Here is a 22,124-nt window from a genome sequence, read left to right as displayed (position 1 = left end):
AGATTAATGTTTTATCGCTTGGCGTGATAAATGCATCTATACGGGCATTACTGGTAAATAGTCTCTATTGCGTTGAGATTGTTTATTCAATAAAGCCATGTAAGGTTGCTAATATTTATGCGTCTTTATTATAAAATTATTAAAGCATTCTCTATTATTTTTGTTTTCTGCTTAAGTTTCTCTACAGCAGCAGAACAACCTTATGTAGTGAGTAATAGTGGCTTTTCTCAAGGTCAGTTCGAATCATGTGCAAGTAGTGGTCAGTATGCTTGTTTTCGTGTGTTTGCTGGGCGGCGAGGTGATAACTACATTGGTGGTACCTGCCATGTAGCAAGTGCATCATCAACATATAATCTTGGTGATGTGCAAGTTAGTCACGCAATAGTCAGAGAAATGGCTGCCGATGATCGTGCAGATTTTTGGTTTAATGGTCGTCATTTCCAAGTAGAAGGAGGCACGGGTGGTCGTCCTTGTGAACTTGGCCGTACTTCTTATAATCGCCCTAACGCCAATATCGGTTCATTACCACAGCAGTTTACAGTAAATGCCAATATTCTTGTAAGTGGAATGGGGGAAGCATGGGGCACTATGGATGTGTACTATATTCCTTATTTTCAAGACTATGGTGACGCGCCTGATGCATCAAATGGTACAGGACCAGGGAATTACCGTACTCGTCAAGCTGATAATGGACCTTCGCATCGAGCATTAAGATCCACTTATGAGGTTTTTCTTGGTGCTACTTTACCTGACGATGATGGCACAGGGCTGCAGAATGTTGACGCCACAGCCGATGATCTTAATGCTGGCAGTAGTTATTACGGTATCGCTGCTGATGACGAAAACGGAGTCACATTTCCAAATTTAAAATATACTGATACAAACTATTCAATTACAGCAAATGTAACCAATACTTCGGGTGCTGATGCGTATTTATATGCATGGATTGATTTTGACAATAGCGGTACGTTTGATGTCGATGAACTCTTTAGCAGTGGTACCGGAAGCGGTAATGAGTTTATCGTTGCGGATGGATCCATAGATACGCCTCAAACACTAACTTGGAATTCTCTCGCTGAACTTACAGCCAATGGCTACTATTATTCTCGCGTACGTATTAGCGAAACACAATTAACCACCACAGCAACAGGCAGTGCTGAAGATACGCGTTCATTTGGTGCATCATCTGCTGCTGGTGAAGTTGAAGATTATAAGTTTTGTGTCGGTTGTGTTGATATCACCGGTTATATCTATGATGATGTAAATGGAGATAGCGATTTAGCGGATAAAGTCGGCGTCAGTGGTGTCAGTGTTTATTTGTACACTGATGATGGCGATATGATCCCTAATGCTGCTGATGGCGGCCCAACCTTAACTACGACGACTGATGCTGATGGCTATTATGCCTTTGTTGAAATTCCAGGGGTGACCTACTTTGTTTCTCCTAATCCTCCAACCTTCAGTTCTGCATTAGCAGAGCAAACCTACACCACAGCGTTAACCGATAATGCTAATGGTACTTTTGTCAGCGGATATTGTGATGCGAATGCGGATGGCGTTGCTGATACAACTCCGATTGCTGTAACAGGTGCCTGTTATGGTGGTTGGGATGGTGATCGTGCCAATACTAGTAGTAGTGCAGATCTATCTGCGCGCGAACATATTTCACGGGTTGTATTTTCTGCTAATTCTAACTCAGTTAACCAGCTTGATTTCGGTTTTTCTTATAATGTAGTGACGAACACGGCAACAACAGCTCAAGGCTCGTTAGAGCAATTTATTATTAATGCTAACGCAATTGCCGGGGCAAATAATATGCGATTTGTTCCAGCTGTTGCAGCAAATGATGCAGATGCCAGTGCCGATTGGTGGATTATTTCACCCACATCTTCATTAACCACCATCACAGGCACTAATGGCGCTAACACCACATTAGATGGTCAGGCTTACAGCCATACTGATGGCGTAACGGTACTTAATACCAATAGTGGTGATTATGCCGCATCGCAAACCGTCGGTAGTAGTCATCTTTGTAATGTCGAAAATATTGCTGCGTTGGCTAAGCCTGAATTACAAATAGACTTACCGACTAATGCGAGTGCATACAGTGCTGAAATTATTATTATTAATGCCGATAATACCACAATAAGAAATTTGTCATTAACCGGCGGCTCGCAAGGAATTAATGTTTATAGTGGCGGTATTACCGACACGCTTATTGAATATAATTTAATCGGTATCGATCCTGCGGGTAATGATGCGGTAATCGGCCAAGAAAGCTGCGGTACATCATCAGGGTGTGCTGGTATTGGAATTGCAAATTCAGGAAATAGTGCCCTGCATGGTAATAGCGGGATTATACGTAATAATGCCATTAAAACGGCGCACCATAATATAAGTTTAAATTCATTAAATAGCCAAACAACAGCGATTAATTGGCAATTACAACACAATTTATTGTTAGGTACGACATCGACAACTTCGACCCCTTATCATGTTATTAATATTCGATATGGTGCGCCTGCTTATTTAACTATTAATGGTAATCAAATAGAAAATGCGACGGGCGACGGTATATATCAAGCTAATACATCAAATCTAGATTTACTTCAAAACTTCACTAGTAATACGATTATTAATAATGCTGAAGATGGCATTGATATTCATAGCGGTAAGTTATCAATAATTGAATGTAATATTTTAAATAATAATGGTGATTCAGGCATTGCCATTGATGGTAATACGAATGTTGAAGGTTTTTTAATTACCAAAAATAGTTTTAACAATAATGTTGATAACAGTATTGATTTACACAATTCAACCACAGGCAGTGGTGTCTCACTCAATAATGATAATTGTATTAATGAAACCGGAACGGGGGCAAATAATAACCTCGCTCGACCTGTTATTCATTATGCCTTTATTGATAATAATGATTTGCGCGTGATTGGTGATGTTTGTGCGACTGGGGAGTACACGCTTGAGTTTTATAAGGCCAATACGGGAAGTGGCGATATTGGTAGTGATAGCTTATCTGCGGGTGAAGGTGCGGTATATTTAGGAAACCTCACTGCGATGTCAGGCGCAGGGTTTGATAATACATTGACAGTAAGCGGTCTTTCAGTTAGTGATCAAATTACAGTTATTGCCCAACGCACCATGTTAACCTCTGGTACTTATTTACAAGATACATCCGAATTTAGCGCTAATATGGTGGTGGACATTGATAATAAAGACTGGGGTGATGCACCAGACATCACTTCACTGACAGCAAAAGGAGACTATACAACCCGCCGAACGGTAGGCGGTGCTAGTCATATCGTCACCACCAGTGGCAATGGTACTCATGCTGATTTCTTCTTGGGCGCGTTTGTTGATACTGATATTGACGGTCAACCAAATATTGCTGCAGATGGTGATAATTTAGTTGATGTTGCTGATGAAGATGGAGTAACGGCCGCAGGATTTTATGTGTTAAATCGTGATCGCGACATTGTGGTGACGGTCGGTAAACACAGCAGTTATTCTGGGTCAACCTTTCATGTTTATGGCTGGATTGATTGGAACCAAGATGGGGATTGGCTAGACAGTAACGAACAAATAATTTCTGATACCAGTGCGACTGTTGGCAGTCAAACCTATACCATTAGTACGCCCGCTGCTGCTATCTTAGGTAAAACCTATGCCCGCTTTAGAATTTGTTCCACTGGTGATTGTAATCAGCCAACGGGACCAAGTATTGATGGTGAAGTGGAGGATTATGGTGAAATTATTATCAGTGCAGATTTTGGTGATGCGCCAGATACTGGTGTAGGTATTGGTGCTGGTAATTATCGAACCACATTAGCTGATGATGGTCCGCGTCACTCAATTGATAGTGATTTATTTTTAGGAACAACAGCGTCTGATACTGAAGTTGATGGCTTACAAAATATTACGGCAACCGGCGATAATATTGATGTCAGTGATGATGAAGATAGCTTATTGTTATTGCCATTAACCAGTGGTGCCAGTGCGTATAATGCGCAAGCTGTGGTGACTAATAATACCGGAAGTTCGGGCTATTTATATGCTTGGTTAGACACTAACCGAGATGGTGAATTTGATCGAGATGAGTTTATTTCAAACGGTAGTGGCCCAGGTGGCGCGTTAATTATTGCAGATGGCACTACAGCAACAGCAATATCATTAGTGTGGGCAAGCATCAGTTCGCCAACGAATAATTCAACTGTCTATTTACGAACTCGTCTAACAGCAGCCCCATTGACTGACAGCGTTAGCGGCGCAGTTGAGGATCCTCGCTCGTATGGTTACGCTAATGGCGGTGAGGTGGAAGATTATGCGTTGCAAGTGGCTGATCAAGATTTTGGTGATCTGGATGACACCTTCGCAACATTGGGCTTAAGTGGTGGTCCTTATCATGGCTTAAGTAATAAAACCAATATTTATATTGGCAGTGCCACCATTGATACTGAAGGCGACGGTCAACCAAGTACGGATGCTGATGGCGATGATGTTACCGATAGTTCTGATGAAAATGCCTTTAGTTCTCCAACCCCTATTTTACCCGTTACGGCATCAACCTATTCGGTCTATGTGCCTGTGCGCAATAATACCAGTACTGATGCTTATCTTTATGGTTGGTTAGATTGGAATCAAAATAATCAATTTGAAGCTGAAGAATATGCGGTTGTGACAGTACCTCATGGAACGACAATAGCTTCACCAATAACGCTAACCTTTACAAATATAAGCGGACAAACAGAAGGGTGTGCAGCACTGCGTTTGCGTTATACAACTGCCGGACTATCGAATATTGGTTGGGGCGGTGGTGCGCCAGATGGTGAAGTAGAAGATCATTATATTGTGGTCGGAAGTTATGATTTTGGTGATGCGCCAGATACTGTCAATGGTGTCGGAGCTAATAACCAACGTACATTGTTACGTGATGATGGCCCGCGGCATGGAATTGATAATCAGTTGTTCTTTGGCGCAGGAGTAGATGCCGAGCAAGATGCTAATAATCCAGCAAACCGCGCTGATGGTGATGATATTGATGCTAACGGCGATGATGAAGATGGGGCATTGTTAATTCCATTACATAATAGTGCGACTAGCTATACTCTTCCCGTTACAGTAACCAATACGACGAGTAGTGATGCTTATATTTATGCATGGATAGATTTTGATCGTACCACAGGCTTTGATCGCGATGAGTTTGCAGGTGGGGCAACAGGGGTTCCGATTACTGTGGCTGCTGGAACGGTCAATGGTGCTGTGTCGATTAATTGGAATAGTCTGCCAGGCATTGCGATTAATACGGATGTTTATATTCGGTTACGCCTAACAACCGATAATTTGCCAGATACAGCGACAGGCACACAAGAAGATCCGCGTTCATATGGCAGCGCCACTGATGGTGAAGTTGAAGATTATTATTTGCGGGTTGATACCTATGATGGCGGTGATGCACCTGATACCTACCATACGTTATATACCAGTAATGGTCCTTCGCATTATCACACCAATACAAACCTCTATATTCGCAACGCGACTCATGACGATATTCATGATCTAGATGGCCAACCTAACAATGCTGCTGATGGTGATGATATTGATGGTAGTGACGATGAGAACAGTGATGATTTAACTCGAATTCCATTATTAGGCCTTACTGACACCACATATACATTAGGTGTTCCGCTTTATAATGGCACCGGTGTGAATGCCAATTTGTACGGTTGGATTGATTTTAATAAAAATGGTCGTTTTGATGATGACGGTGAATTTGCTGCACTTGAATCCATTGCCAATAGTACTAATACCTCAAATCAAGCAACACCAACCACCACTCTGACATGGGATAATTTTTCAGGACAAGCGCAAGGCAGCACTTATGTTCGATTGCGTATTACCAATGATATTTTAACCAAAGACGATTGGGGTGGAATGGCCCTCAATGGTGAAGTAGAAGATCATCAAGTATTTATTGGTGACTTTGATTTTGGTGATGCACCAGATACGGCTAATGGCGTTAGTGCTAATAATTACCGTACTAATTTTAATGATAACGGTGCTTACCATGGATTATCGAGTCAGCTCTATCTTGGTGTTGCTGCACCCGATACTGAAAATGATGCCAATGCACCAGCAATTAAAGCACTAGGCGATGACAACGATGTTAACGGTGATGATGAAGATGGCGTGTATATTATGCCGCTACACACATCACAGACGAGCTACAGTATTCGTTCCACTGTCACTAATAATACTGGTAATGACGCTTATTTATATGCATGGATTGATTTTGACCGCAATGGTCATTTTGATCGTGATGAGTTTGCGGGTGGTGCTGCTGGTGTGCCAATTACCGTCAGTAGCGGTGTAACCAATTGGGTTGAAAATATTAATTGGACTCAATTTCCGGGGATGGCGACGAACACTGATGTTTATGTTCGAGTACGTCTAACAACCGATCTATTAAGTGATGCTGTAACGGGAACGGCTGAAGATCCTCGTTCTTATGGCGGCGTGAGTGATGGTGAAGTCGAAGATCATTATTTACGAATAGATACTTATGATGGTGGTGATTTACCTGAATCATTCCATACCAGTTATAACAACGGTGGTCCTGCACACTATCATACAAATATTCAACTCTATATTCGTAGTGCCACTCATGATGATGTTCATGATCAAAATGGTCAGCCAACCGCAGCAGCTAATGGTGATGATAATGATGGTAGTGATGATGAAAATGGCGATGAGTTAACACCGTTCCCAATTTTGACCTTAACAGATACGAGCTACACCTTGGCAGTGCCGTTATATAACGGTACTGGTATCAATGCGCATCTTTATGGATGGTTAGATCTCAATCAAGATGGCAACTTTGATGAAACTAATGAGTTTGTCGCATTAGAAGATATTGTTAATGGTACCAATACTTCAGGGCAAACTTCACCGACAACAACCTTAACCTGGAATAATATTAACGGTCAGCAAATAGGCAATATGGGGTTACGTTTACGTTTAACCTCAGAAAAACTGACCGCGGCTCAATGGGGAGGCTTTGCGGAAAATGGTGAAGTAGAAGATCACTTTATCTATGTAGGTGATCCTGATTTTGGTGATGCGCCAGATACATCATCAGCCATGGCCGCGAATAATTACCAGACCCGTTATGAATTCTTTGGTCCTTATCATCTTACTATTGCTGGATTATATATTGGTAATACTGCCCCTGATACTGATGATGGCACTTTACAAAATGCAACAGCCACAGCAGATGACGATGATGTTATTGATGACGAAGGTCCGATTATTCTGCCACCGTTATTTAATACGATGACGACCTACAAAGCCACTGTGCCGGTGACCAATACTACGGGTAGTGATGCAACATTGGCTGCTTGGATCGATTTTAACCGCAACGGTAAATTTGAAGATAGTGAAGGCCAGCTGGCAGTGGTTTCAACGGGCGCAACCAATACGCCGGTTGAGCTGGAATGGACGTCATTACCCTCAATTTCAAATAACACCACATCGTTTATTAGATTGCGATTAACCAACCGTCTTGTGACTCAAATTAGTGATATATCATCATTAGGTGGTGAGGCTGGAGGTGAGATTGAAGATCATAGCATTTTCTTTGGCCTACAAGATCAAGGCGATGCTCCTTCTACTTACCTTGTTGATCCTTTATTAGGTGGCCCTCATCATATTATTACCAATGCTACCAATTTGCATTTAGGTAACGCCACCATTGATGGTGATAGTAGTATCTTTTCATCGAGTGATGCCTTAGGAGACGATAATGATGGCAGTAATGATGAAAATGCAACCACTCAACCATTAACATCTATTCCAGTAAATGGCGCTAGTCATCAACTGGAATTAACCCTTAGAAATACAACCGGAAGCGATGCGTATTTAGCCGGCTGGATAGACAGTAACCGTAATGGTGTATTTGATGAGATAGAAGGGCGAGTTGATGTTATTTCAACAGGACAAAACGGGGCCTATACCTATGCATTTGATGCGAATCAGATGCAAAACTTATCCGTTGGTAACAGTTATATTCGCTTCCGTTTAACCACCGATCCAATCACCGAAACAGATATTGGTGGCGGTGCCTCTGATGGTGAAGTTGAAGACTTTATGATTCAAATTGGTGGTCAAGATCTCGGTGATTTACCTGATACTTCAACGGGAACTGCGGCCAATAATTACCAAACTAATCTAACTTATGGCGGGCCTTATCATAATGTTGCGGCATTGAGTGGACTGTATCTTGGTGATGTTGCGCCTGATGTTGATGGACCAACACCGCAAACGCCAACCGCTGATGGTGATGATGCTGATGCTATTGATGATGAAAATGCATTAGCTGATATTCCATTACCTGATCTTGATGCTGGTGATCAATTTAATACGCTGATTTCAGTAACCAATAATACCAATCAAGTGGGGTATTTATATGCGTGGATTGATTGGGATCGTGATGGTAGTTTTGAGAATGATGAAATAGCCCAAGCAGCAGTTAATAGTAGTGGTGTGGTGCAAGCTATTACCAATGGCATGATTACTATTGCACCTAATTCAGGAAAAGAAACCTATAACGTCAGTTTTATCACCGATACCGCATTAGTTGATGCGCGTACTTATGGCGTGCGTTTGCGCGTTACTTCAGAAGTACTTATTGATGGTGATGCATCAGCAACTATTGATGAACGCTCATTAGGTGCCGCTAAAGACGGTGAGGTCGAAGATTACTTTATTACTGCAGAAAATACTGATTTTGGCGATCTTCCGAATACCTATTTAACATTACCGACTAGCGGTGGTCCGGCACATTATTATGTCAGTAGCCTTTATATGGGGGCTAATAATATTGATGATGATGACCAAGCTTACGTTGATGCGGCGGCAATGGGGGATGACAATAGTGGTAATGATGATGAAAATGGTATTGAACAACCGCTAGCGACTGTAGCAACGTCAATTACAGAATACAGTGTTGATGTAGCTGTTACTAATGCCTCTGGGTCTATGTCGACATTAGTTGCATGGTTAGATCATAATCAAGATGGTTTTTTTACTGCTAATGAGGTTGTTGATGAATTAAATGTCGCTACGACCGGAATACCGTTTACTAATGCCATCTTTAATCAAGATAATTTCCCAACAGGCAATAATAATCTAACCAATAAAGTGACCCTAAAATGGAATAATATTAGTGGCTTGCAGCAAGGTACTATGGGGCTGCGAATTCGTGTTGCTAATAGTTCGTTAACGGCAAATGATTGGGGCGGCATAGCACAAGGTGGTGAGGTTGAAGACTATGTTGTGTATGTCGGTCAATTTGATTTTGGTGATGCGAAAGATACTGCTGTTGGGGTTGCCGCTAATAATTATCGAACCACATTAAGTGATAATGGTGCTTACCATGGTGTAACCAATACAATTTTCCTTGGTGCAACGGTTGATGCAGAAGCAGATGCAAACGATCCAACAACAGAATTTGCACTCGGTGATGATATAACAGGCGCTGATGAAGATGGCGTCTTTGTGATGCCATTAAATAACACCAATACCGAGTATTCTTTACCTGTCACATTAACAAATAACAGTGGAAAAACCGCTTATCTTTACGCGTGGATAGATTTTGATCGTAATGGTCGTTTTGATCGTGATGAGTTTTATGGTGGTAATACTGGTCTACTGACAGATATTAATAGCGGTAGTACCAATATAGTGACCAATTTAAATTGGACCAGTTTTCCTGGCATTGCGACCAATACCGATGTTTATATTCGAGTACGTTTTACCACAGATATATTAGCAGACACTCAAATTAATACGGTTAATGAAGATCCTCGATCTTTGGGTGGCGCTAGCGACGGTGAAGTTGAAGATCATTATGTACGTGTTGATACCTATGATGGCGGCGATGCGCCAAATAGTTACCATACGTTGTATAGCAGTGGCGGTCCGTACCATGTTCAAAACCACGCTTCCCTTTATATTCGTGATGCAACCCATGATGATAATCATGATCAAGATGGGCAACCAACATCGACTGCATCGGGTGATGATAACGACGGCAAAGATGATGAAAATGCCGATGATCTCACACCGTTCCCTATTCTTTCTACAGCGAGTAGCAGTTATACATTAGGCGTACCGATCAATAATGCAACTGGTCAAGATGCTAATTTATATGGCTGGATTGATTTAAACCAAGATGGTCGCTTTGATGGTGCGAATGAATTTGCAGAATTAAGTGCGATTTCGTCAGGTACAAATACCAGTAGCCAAGCAATACCCACGACAGAATTAATATGGAGTGGCTTTTCTGGTTTAAATGCTGGCCGTACTTATATGCGATTGCGGTTAACTAATTCAGTACTTACCGCCAATGACTGGGGTGGCCCTGCTGAAAATGGTGAAGTAGAAGATCACGTTATCTATATTGGTGATCTCGATTTTGGTGATGCTGAAGACAGTGCGGCGAATACAACTACAGGAGCAGGAGACTACCGTTCTCGCCGTGAAGATCATGGCCCATACCATGTGATCAGCAACGATCTATATATGGGACAGGCTGTACCTGATAGTGAAACCAATGCTAATCCAAGTAGTGCCAATACCTATGCCGATGGTGATGATAACACTGCAAGTGATGACGAAGACGGAGTGACATTACGCGGACTTGATAATTCACCAGTGCCAACAAGTTACACCGCAACGGTTAAAGTAACCAATAATACCGGTAAAGACGCGTATCTGTATGGCTGGATCGATTGGGATCGTAATGGTCAATTTGAGTCTGATGAAGTAGCACAAGTGACCGTTGCTGATGGTACCAATGGCGATATGAATCTAGATTGGAGCAATTTCCCTGGTATCGTAGCAGGGTTTGCGGTGGCTCGATTCCGATTAACCACCGATAGCCTTGATAATCAAAATACCGCAGCCGCTGAAGATACACGTTCGTTGTTTGGTGCCAGTGATGGTGAGGTTGAAGATCATCGTATTTATATTGGTGATCAAGACTATGGTGATGCCCCTGATGATTATAAAACGACGTCTGCTAACAATGGTGCTCACCATGGTTTAGGCCATAAAAGTACGGTGTATTTAGGCACTGCAACCATTGATGCCGACAGTGATGGCATACCAAGTAGTGATGCATCAAGTGATGATTTAAATGGCAGCGATGATGAAAATGGTCTGCCACAGCCTTTAGCGAACATTGCCACATCAGCCTCAGATTACAGCGTGACAGTGAGCTTTAAAAACTCACGCTTAGCAGGGCAACCAGCCACGCTTGTTGCATGGTTAGACAGTGATCAAGATGGTGAGTTTAGTGCTGCTGAGGTTGTCTCAAGTATTGATTATGATGCCACTACCCCTGCCATTTTTAGTCCGAATAATATTCCTTATTTTAACGGTAATAAAACAGCGCAATTACGCTGGACAGGACTTAGTGGATTAACCAATGGTGCTATGGCACTGCGAATCAGATTCAGCAGCCAAACAGAATTAACTGCCGCTGATTGGGCAGGACAAGCACTGGATGGTGAAGTTGAAGACTACATGGTTTATATCGGTGAATTTGATTATGGCGATGCACCCGATGAAGCGAACAATGTGGCGGCGAATAATTATCGTACTACCCAATCAGACAATGGACCTTTCCATGGTATTGACAGTAATTTGTTCTTAGGCAGTTTACCTGATGCAGAGACTGACGCGACGGCAACCATTGCCCTGCAAGCAAGCGGTGATGATACCACGGTAAATGATGATGAAGATGGTATGGTATTACCGCCACTTACCACTCGCCAAGGACGTTATAGCGCAAATGCAATGGTGACAAATAATACTGGCAGTGATAGCTATATCTATGCTTGGATTGATTTTGATGGTAATGGTCGTTTTGATCGTGATGAGTTTATAGGTAATGGAACCGCAGTCGGAGGTGCTGTGGTAGTGCCAACAGCAACAACTAATCAAGTTGTTGCCCTTAATTGGCTATCAACCCCAGGCTTAGCTGCTAATGTTGATCGTTATTTACGGGTGCGCATTAGTTCTGATTTACTAGCTGATACAGTAGTAAGCACTAATGAAGATCCGCGCTCTTATGGTGGTGTAACAAATGGTGAAGTAGAGGATCATTATCTATTAAGCGATAACGTTTATTATGATGGTGGTGATGCACCAACCAGTTACGGTGTTCGTTTTGCAGATGGCGGCCCGTTACATCCAACCAGTACCATTTTACGTATTGGTACCGCAGCGACGGATGGCGAAGATGCGCAAGCCAGCGATAATGCGACTTTAGATGACACAACAGCAACCAATGATGAAAATGGTTTAACGCTTTCCACATTAACAACAGCAGCAACCTCTTATACTCTAGATGCCAATGTGCTTAACAATATTGGTGCTGATGCTGATTTAATCGTCTGGATTGATTGGGATCGTAGTGGCGAATTTGATAGTACAGAGGCGCAATCAGTTACTATTTCTCCAAGTAGTAGTTATCAAGTACAAACCCCAACATGGAATAGTATTTCGCCAACGGCAGGGTATTATTTTGGTCGAGCACGGTTGATGCCAACCAGTGATGGCTTTACCAATACCAGTGTTGGTGGAATGGCGTCTGCGGGTGAAGTTGAAGACTTTAGAATAACGCTACTCAGTGGTCAAGACTGGGGTGATGCGCCGGATAGTTATCATACTATCGCTGCCAATGATGGTGCGAATCATGTGCCGTCATCCACATTGTATATTGGTAATATCATGGCCGATGCTGATGTCAATGGTCAACCAAGCACTGATGCGTTAAATGATAATAATAATGGGACGGCAGATGAAACATCGCCTAATTTCCCTGCGCTTTCACCATCAATGACAACATGGACATTTGATACACCCGTGACCAATACCACAGGTGCCGCAGCAACCCTACATGCGTGGGTTGATCATGATCGTGATGGCGAATTCCAGTTGGATGAATATACCAGTGTGGCTGTTGCGAATGGCGCCAGTAATCAGAATGTATCTTTAACATGGAATAATTTATCTGCCGGTAGTGGTGGTGATATTGGTGATACTTATATCAGATTACGTTTAACATCCGATACGCTTACAGATGATAGTGCGACTCTGATTGATGAGCGTTCATATGGCGCCGCAATAGATGGTGAAGTTGAAGATCATTTCCATAAAGTGACTTTCCATATGCTGATCCAGCAAGGCTCTGGAAGTATTCAATATACATTGCCAACGACGACGAATAATACCGTAGCCTTAATGGAGAATAATTATGGTGTCGGTTATGTCAGCTACGATATTTTAGTTCCAAACGATAATATTGTGACTGACTTTACTTTACCTGATTATCAATTTGTTCTTTATCAATCTGATCGTGCTGGTGGGATCAGCACCGATTCGATGGCAGAAATTGATGCCTTGTTAGCCTATCGTAATCAGGGCGGAGTATTACTCTCTATTGTTGAAGGTGATAGATTTGCTGATGCGACCTCGACAAAAATTAATACTTATATGGGGCAACAGGCTGGTTTCCCTGGCACCAGTGCAACTGCATTTGCAGGTTATGTTGGACCAACGCAATTACCACGTTTTCATTCTTCAGATGGCCCTGGAGGGTTATCTAATCAACTAACAGTACAAACCACAGGTTCATTATCAACCATTACAGGTATTGATCACCGTAGTGTTATTTATACGCTACCTGAGGTAACCGGTTCTTGTAATAATGTTGATGCAATGGCATGGCTGATTCCTTATGCACCAACATCAACTGGTGGGTATGTGTATCCGCGATCGCATGTTGGGCCTTGGATTGGTTCTGGTGAGCGTCAATTCTATTTTACCCCGAGTTATACCACTCATAATGTATCAGCCTACCAAGAGTTAATGGATTTTGTTCATGACTATTACGAGGATACAACAGCCTTTACGGCACGTAATAATTGGTTGGCAGATCCTGCCAATGTTAACGGTAGTTGTTCAAGCTTAGAACTTGATTTTGGTGATTTACCCGATACAGGTGTAGGTGTTGGAAACGCTGATTATATTACGGCTTATCAATTTGATGGTCCACGCCATGATATTAGTCAGCCTATTTATTTAGGTACGCCACCTGATGGTGAAACCGATGCTTACGCAACGATTGCAGCCAATGGTGACAGTGATGATGGTATTGAAATATTGCCATTATCAAGTACTGCGACTCAATATTCAGTGAGGGTTACTAGCACGAATACCACAGGCACTGACGGTACTGTTTATGGTTGGGCTGATTGGAATCTTAATGGCGATCTGGAAGCATCTGAATTACAAACTCTTGTTGTTGCTGATGGTGATATTAATGAAACCAATATATTGACATGGTCAGTGCCCGCTACATTAACGAATAGCGATACTATTTATATGCGCTTTAGAGTGTGTAATACAACCACTGATTGTAGCTCGCCAATAGGAGAAGCGAGCAATGGTGAAGTGGAAGATTATGCATTGATTGTTTCTGATAATGTCGATTATGGTGATGCGCCTGATATTTATGGCACTTTAGCTGGTAATGGTGGGCCATTCCACTTTGACGCTGGCGTGTTATTTATTGGTGATCAAAGTAGTGATTTTGAATCTGATGGTATGCCATCTGTGCTTGCTAATGGCGATGATAATCAAGCATCACCAGATGATGAGGATGGTATTAATGTTATTTCACCAATCAATATTAATGCTAGCGACTACAGCTTAACAGTAGAAGCGACCAATAACTCTGGTGCCATGGCAAACTTAATTGTGTGGGTTGATTTTGATAAGAGCGGTAAGTTTGATCCCGATGAAGCTCAAGTGACCACTGTTGCTGATGGTGTTACCGAAGGACAATACAGCTTTAATTGGACCGGGTTAACGGGCTTAACTGCGGGTGTGACCTATGCGCGAGTTCGAATTACAACTGATGCTATATCTGCCACGTCAACAGGAGGAATTGCAAACGATGGTGAGGTTGAAGATCATTTAGTTGTAATGGGAACGTTTGATCTTGGTGATGCACCTGATACCTATGGCACTGATCGCTCTGACGCTGATGGCGAAGGTGTAGGGCCAATGCATATTCCAACAGCAACAATTTATCTTGGTACCAATGCCACAGACACTGAAGCCAATGGTTTTGTTGATGGGGTTGATGATAATGGCCTCGCCCAAGATGACGATGTCGCGGGTGTTGATGATGAAGATAGTATCGTTAGCGCTACTACTTTAATGGCAGTGCCAGGTAGTAATGAAACCCTGACTGTTCACGTTAATACTGATGTTGATGCCACCGTTTATGCTTGGCTTGATTTTGATCGTGATGGTCGGTTTGATTTAAGTACAGAGGCTGCAACCCCAGTAGTAATAACGGCTGCTGATGATAATACCGATATAATGCTGAATTTCACAACGCCAGCTGATGTGTTAGATGGCGGTAGTTATGTACGAATTCGTATTTGTTCAACCGCCACCCAATGTTCGACCCCACATGGCATGGCCAATGATGGTGAAGTTGAAGATCATCGTATTATGTTGGATGTTGGCTATGACTATGGTGACGCACCCCAAACTCTAGGTTATGACACTTTATTTACTGCTAATGGTGCGCGTCACCGAATAGGTAATACCACCTTGCGTTTAGGTGCGATATTAGCAGACAGTGATGATGATGGTTTTGGCGATGGTATTGATGATAATTTTGATGCCACCGATGATGATGTTACCGATAATGCTGATGAGGATGCGATTGCCACTGTGGGCTTCTTATCCCAAGGCGCAACCTCATTTACTCAACTTGTCAGTTGTAATGATCACACTGGTAGCGTTGATATTGGGGCAAATGTATATGCATGGGGAGATTTCAATGCCGATGGTGATTTTGCTGATAGTGGTGAGTTTAGTCAAGCTCCTTGTGTGGATGCTGATGCAGTAACCGAGGGTAGTGCAACCTTAACCTTTACCGCGATTAATACCAGCACAACAGCAACTCAAACTTACCTTCGCTTACGAATTACGTCTGAAACTCTTACGATGGCAGATTATAACGGTACTGCTATCAATGGTGAGGTTGAAGATCATCAAATTCCAATTCTTAAAGGGCCTATTCAGCCAATTTCTCCTGCTGTTGTTGCTAGCCAATGTATTAATACCGCCAATATAGAAGGAGAAGTTGGCACACCTGTTGATATTACTGGTGTGGTGAATACCTATTATCCAGCAACGGCCTCTGCACTGACGGGAACAAACACCATTGAGTTAGGTGCTGCGACAGGAGATACCTCTAAGACGTTAAATCCAGGTGATCGTATTATGATCATCCAAATTCAAAATACGACCTTAGATACTTCAAATACAGACAGTTATGGTAGTGGTCAAGCGGGAGGCTATGGCAGTGGTTGGCTAAATTACGGTAATAGCGGTCAGTATGAATTAGCAACTGTTGTGAGTTATAACGCACCAACGCTAGTGATCAGTGAAAACCTTACCAATAGTTTTGTGGTTGATAGCCAAAGTAGTTACCAAGTTGTACGTGTCCCTATGTATGAAGACGTGCGTCTTACTGGCACCATTACTGCAGCAGATTGGGATGGTAGCAGCGGTGGTATTGTTTCACTGTTTGTTAATGGCAGTTTAGATCTCAATGGCAATACGATTGATGTTAATGGTAAAGGTTTTAGAGGCGGTAAATTAAACACCAGCAATGGAATGGCAACCGGCCTTAATTATGTGTTATCTGCATCAAATATTGATGGTGGTAAAGGTGAAGGTATTGCAGGTACACCTGTTGCACTTGGAGGTAATGGTTATCCTAATGGTGATTATGGTATCGGTGCGCCAGCCAATGCGGGCGGTGGCGGTAATGTAAATTCTGGTGGTGGTGGTGGTGCCAATGTCGGCCCTGGTGGCAGAGGTGGTAGATATAGCAATTCATTAAGCTATTACGCAGGAGAACCAGGAACAGGCTTTGGTTTGATTGATGATACTCGCTTACTCTTTGGTGGCGGCGGTGGTGCTGGGCATCAAAATAATTCAGCGGGTCGTGATGGTGCTGATGGTGGCGGTATTGTTTATATCAATGCCACAACAATTACGGGCAGCGGGACGATTAATGCCAATGGTAATCAATCTGCAGCTGCTGGCGGCGATTCTCCGGGGGGCGGTGGTGCTGGTGGTACGGTGGTTATTTATAACCAAGATGGGGGGGCGTTAGCAGGGCTGACTGTCAATGCTATCGGTGGTAATGGTGTAGGTTCTTCTGGTGGTCATGGTCAATCTGCTGCTGGTGGCGGCGGCGGGGTTATTTTTAATAGCAGTGGCGCAACCGTTGATATCAGTGGCGGTAATGAAAGTTGTAGTGGTCAGCTATTGTGTGGTGATGAAGGTGGTAATGGTGGTGTTGTGACTGCCGCACCGTTACCAACAGCACCTGCTTTATGTAGCTTTAATTTATCTGGGTTTGTATTTGACGACAGCAGTACTGCACCGTCACTTAATGGAATTAAAGATCCTACAGAAGCAGGATTAGGCGTTGCTGTTCCTGTGATTGCGCATAATTTAACGACTAACTTGTGTTATGTAGCAACGGCAGATGCAGCCACAGGTGAATACAATATGGTAATACCAGGGGGTAATTATAATATTTATGAAGCAGCACTTGAAACGGATCTCGTTACGCCAACGTGTCCACCAACGGCAGGTGTATTAGACACCAGTCTTGGAGAATATGTTGGTGCTACAATAGGTGATCCAGCAAATATACATTCAAGTTCTTCTAATATGCAGGCACTGACCATATTCGCGGATACGACAGATGTTAATTTTGCTGACTTTGCAATTACGGCTTACCCAACCTGTAGCACTGATGGTTATTTATTACGTAATTCACCAACAGATATCACCAGTATTAATTTGGCATTAGGCCAAGTAACACCTTTGTATGATGATGTGCTACCAACAGCAACAGGTGTATTTGGAGGAACAGGTTATAACGTTATTACCAATACACTTATTGGCGACAATATTAAAAATAAAGATACCATATTGATGGTTGATGGTAGTGGTACTGCTTTTGTACTGCCGATAACCAATAGCAGCATGGCATTAAATAATTATAACAGCGGTGATATTGACGATAATGGGGTGTTATTACTGATGAATAACAGTGGAACATCAATGTATCGTATTGATGTTAATCCAAATAGTATTGATTACCTGCGCCAAATTGATGAGTTATCAGTCTCTGCACCAACGATGGCAGATATGTCAATCAATCCAATTGATAATATGCTCTATACGTTAACGCCGACCGGGAGTTTAGTGAAGTTTGATCCAATAACAGGGACTCGAACCAATCTTGGTAGTGTGGGTGCTGTTGGAACAACCTCTTCAGGGTGGGGAGCGATTTATTTTGATGACCAAGGCTTTATGTATGCGGCTCAAAATCCTAATCCTGGTCGTATTATTCGTATTGATCTTTCAGATCCTTCATTAACGGCGGGTAATTATACCGCGGTTGATTTTACTCAGATGAATGCATCGACCGGCCAAAATGATGGTGCGCGTTGTCGATTTGCACCTATGCCATTAGATTTTGGTGATGCGCCAGAAATAAAAGGTTATACGACGACCTTAATGACAAATGGCCCACGTCATTTAACCGATACTGTGGGGCTATATTTAGGTGCTGTTGCACCTGATAATGAAAATAATGGTCAACCAAATATTGATTTTGTTGGCGATGATTATAATGGCTTGGCAATGGATGATGAAGATGTATTATCGAGTTTAGTGACCTTAGATGTCTCTAATACAACGGTTACTCAAGTTATCCCGATGACTAATACCACCGGAAATGATGCTTATGTTTCTGGTTGGGTAGATTTTGATAACAATGGCACCTTTGAAAATGATGAAAGTGCTTGGATAATAGCCCCGAGCGGTAGTTCAACCGTGACCTTAACCTGGAATAATGTTGGCACGACAGGCGCTAATATTAGTAATAGTGTGACAGGATATCGACTTCGTATCAGTTCTGACTTTAATTCAACAACCAATGTCGCTTTAGATACCAATAGTGATGGTTATCCTGATCCAACTGGGCCTGCTGCTGACGGTGAAGTTGAAGATCATCGTATTTTTGTTTCAAATTTAAATGGCGATACCAGTTGTAATATTATTATTGAGACCCATGAAAACACCAGTAATGGTATTGATTATACAGAGCTCGACCCATCAACGCGTCCGGCGCAATTAACGGCTTTAGTCACCCCAATAGTCGTTGCTGGTTATCCTGATGCTGAAAATATAAATGGTATCGGCTTTAATCGTCAAAATGGCTTGTTTTATGGTGTGTTCTACGACACATCAACTGCTGATGAAAATGTTATTTTATTTGTCACAGATCGTGATGGCACTGATTTTGTACCACTAGGTGAAGTACGTGCTAATAATTCGCAAACTGTGACGCATTTAGCAAATGGCAATGCATCGTTTAGTAATAACCAGACATTGTCACGTATTGGTGGTGGAGTGAATATTGAGGCTATTACCTTAGGTGATATTTCGATTGATGGTCAGTATTTGTATGTGATGCAACCACAATGGAATGCATTGGTACGTATTGAGCTCAGTACCCAAACATTCACAACGATACCTCTATCTGCTGTGGTTACACTAGGAAATGACTTCTCATTTAGTGAGCATGATAACTTTATTTATAGTATTGACTTTTCCAATGATAAGTATTTAAAAATCAATCCATTAACAGGTGATGTGACCGAGAAGCCTTTACAATTTAATGGATTAATGCCAGTGGCTAATACAGGAGTTGCCGTCGCAGGGGGAACTGTAATGGATAACGGTATAATGCTGTATGCCTTTACTGATGGCGGCAATCATGACTCAACGGGTGATAATACTCATGACGTGATCAATAAAGCGGCGATATACCAACTCAATGTTATTACTGGCGATTTGTTGTATATCTCAGCCATGACCGCGACCAGTTTATCGGGTCAAGATACAGCGGGTTGTTATAGCAGTCGTGATTATGGTGATGCAGATGTCAGCTATGGTTCTGTTTACCATAATTATTCTGATATAGGTAATGATGGTGATGCTGCCTTTGATGGAGATCAAGACTTAACACTAGGAAATCAATGGGATAGTGAGCTTGTCAGTGTGTTCTCACTTGATGCCACTGGTGATAACTTACAGAGCCTGAATGATGAAGATGGTGTAACAATGCCAGCCAGTATCACGGTTGCAACGCTTACACCTGTTGCGATCTCAGTGCCACAAGCCAGTGGTTTCCTAAATATATTTATCGATTTAAATGGTAATGGTAACTTCAATGATCCTGGAGAACTTATTGTTGAAGATCATGTTGTTAATACTGCTAGTTTTAATATCGATCTCAATCTTGATGCAGGATTAACGGCTGGATATAACGGCGATACAGTCGCCCGTTTCCGATTATGTAGTACGGCCTCAAGTTGTAATACGGCTATTGGTGAAGCCGTTGATGGTGAAGTAGAAGATTATCAATTTGAACTCATCAATCAGATCATATTGGGTGGTTTTGTGTTTGAGGATAATGGCATTAATGCAGCAACGGCAGCACATGATGGTATTATGGATGGTCAAGAGCAAGGCATTGGCGATGTTACTGTTAATGTCATTTACAACGGTGCTGGCGCTCATGGTTATACTGTTGGAGATATTATTGCAACAACACAAACCTCTGGTGATGGGTCTTATCTGGTTGTTATTCCTGTCTTATTAGCGAATGAAGATCTTGTGCTGAATGTAGTTAAACAAGCGCGTTGGATTGATATTAGTGAGGCTGATGTTACTACGGTGTCACAAGTGACTAACAGCAGTGTTATTGATAGTCAGATGCTGATTAATGCCTCTGCGGGGGATTATATTATGGGGCTGAATTTCGGTAAAGTTCAAGAGCCACGTATGGAACCTGATAATTATACTGAGCTTGAACCGGGTAATGTTGCACTGTTTAAACATAAATTTACTAGTGATACTGCTGGTGATGTGACATTAACGATTATGAATCCTATTGGATCCCCACCAAGTACTGCATGGGCGGCGGTGCTTTATCAAGATGCGAATTGTAATGGAATTATTGATGGTAGCGATACGCAAATATCAGCATCTATTGCTGTGTCAGGCAATACAAATATTTGTTTGATAAGTAAAGTCTTTACACCTGTCGATGCACCGCTTAATGCAAGTTATGACTATGATATATATGCTGATATGGTGTTTGCTGACACAGCGAGTACAGGGCATGGTATTACAAGACAAGTTATTGATACTGATACTGTGCGAGTGAGTTTCAGCGGTGCGGGAGAACTCAAATTGAATAAAACTGTGGCAAATATCTCGCAAGCTACTACAGCTACGGTATCTAATCAGGGTAAACCTGGCGATATTCTTGAGTATACGATTGAATTTATTAATGTTGGCACCGGAGTGGTGACGGATATTAATATTTATGATACCACTGCAGCATATACACAATTAGTTGAAGCTGTTGATTGCACTAACGCGGTAATGCCTGCTGGATTAATGTGTCAGCTCTTATTACCTGTCATAAATAATACGGGATATGTTGGTGATATTCAGTGGCACTTGACAGGGAGTTTACAGCCTAATCAAACCGGTGAAGTAAGTTACCGTGTTATTATTGAGTAAAATTCTCAAATATAATAAAGCCACTACTTAATTATTATAAATAAAATTAATTAAATGGTGGCTTATTTATTTAATATTTTTTAATTCGCTACATTCCAAATGTTATATTTGTTTTGCAATGCAATTTAATCACAATTTAATTGTGATTTTTTTATGTTGTTAAAATACCAAGTCAAAATTGTATATTATTTATGGCATGAAACCTGCTAAATAAAAACATACAGATATTAATATTATTTCAGTCGACGCGTTTTATAGTGAATTTTATTTTCGTTAATTTTATAACGATGGCGTCTATATTTTTCTGTTTCTCTTTGTACTGATAATTACTTTAT

The 22,124-nt window shown here is 41.9% G+C and carries 1 protein-coding gene; it reads left to right on the top strand.

Annotated features, from left to right (window positions below):
* Nucleotides 1-117 precede the first annotated feature (117 nt).
* On the top strand, nt 118-21,789 hold the full coding sequence (locus G6R09_RS01915; RefSeq protein WP_163920241.1) for a GEVED domain-containing protein: 21,672 nt from the start codon (nt 118-120) through the stop codon (nt 21,787-21,789).
* Nucleotides 21,790-22,124: the final 335 nt, after the last annotated feature.

This window comes from Photobacterium sp. Alg240-V54 (assembly GCF_900537155.1).
Lineage (GTDB): Bacteria > Pseudomonadota > Gammaproteobacteria > Enterobacterales > Vibrionaceae > Photobacterium.
This window is presented reverse-complemented; position numbering and strand designations above follow the sequence as displayed.